Source organism: Cellulomonas septica (assembly GCF_012396155.1).
GTDB lineage: Bacteria > Actinomycetota > Actinomycetes > Actinomycetales > Cellulomonadaceae > Cellulomonas > Cellulomonas septica.
This window is the reverse complement of record NZ_JAAXOY010000873.1, coordinates 1-1,160: the sequence shown is the minus strand read 5'-3', so window position 1 is coordinate 1,160 and position 1,160 is coordinate 1. Positions and strand designations below refer to the sequence as shown.

Below are 1,160 nucleotides of genomic sequence, written 5' to 3'. Positions count from 1 at the left end.
CAGGCCGCCGGTGCGACCGGTCACGGCGTCGGCGAGCCCGGCTCGGCCGCGGGCGTGCTGCTCGACGGCGCGGTCGTCGTGGTCGCGGGCGACGTCCCGCTGCTCGATGCGGGGACGCTCGGCGAGCTGCTCGCCGCGCACCACGCGGACGGCAACGCCGTGACGGTGCTCACGACCGAGGTCGACGACCCGACGGGCTACGGCCGCATCCTGCGCGAGCCGGGCACGGGCGACGTGCTCGGCATCGTCGAGCAGAAGGACGCCGACGACGAGCAGCGCGCGATCACCGAGATCAACTCGTCCATCTACGTGTTCGACGCCGCGGTGCTGCGCGGCGCGCTCGGCCGCCTCGGCCGCGACAACGCGCAGGGCGAGGTCTACCTGACGGACGTGCTGGCGATCGCCCGCACGGACGGCGGGCACGTGCGCGCGCTGCGCACGGACGACCCGCTGGTCGTCGAGGGCGTCAACGACCGCGTGCAGCTCGCGCGGCTGCGGGCAGAGATCAACCGCCGGATCCTCGAGGACTGGATGCGCGACGGCGTGACGGTCGTGGACCCGGCGACGACGTGGGTCGACGTGGACGTCGAGCTCGAGCGCGACGTCACGCTCCTGCCCGGCACGCAGCTGCACGGCGCGACGGTCGTCCGCGAGGGCGCGACGGTCGGCCCGGACACGACGCTCACGAGCGTCGAGGTCGGCCCGCGCGCGACCGTGAGCCGCACGCACGGCGAGCTCGCGGTGATCGGCGAGGGCGCGAGCGTCGGCCCGTTCGCCTACCTGCGCCCCGGCACGGTGCTCGGCGCCGACGGCAAGATCGGCACGTTCGTCGAGACGAAGAACGCGCAGATCGGCACGGGCTCGAAGGTCCCGCACCTGTCCTACGTGGGCGACGCGACGATCGGCGAGCACACGAACATCGGCGCCGCGTCGGTGACCGTCAACTACGACGGCGTCAACAAGCACCGCACGACGATCGGCTCGCACGCCCGCACGGGCGCGGACAACATGTTCGTCGCGCCGGTCACGGTCGGCGACGGCGCGTACACGGGAGCGGGCAGCGTCATCCGGCGCGACGTCCCGCCCGGTGCCCTCGCGGTGTCGGCCGGCTCGCAGCGCAACATCGAGGGCTGGGTCGTACGCGCCCGCGCCGGCACGGC

1 protein-coding gene is annotated in these 1,160 nt (G+C 74.3%); it reads left to right on the top strand.

The annotated features are described in order from the left end of the window. A partial coding sequence (glmU, locus tag HGA02_RS19950; protein ID WP_210728857.1) for a bifunctional UDP-N-acetylglucosamine diphosphorylase/glucosamine-1-phosphate N-acetyltransferase GlmU occupies positions 1-1,160 on the top strand: 1,160 nt, incomplete at both ends.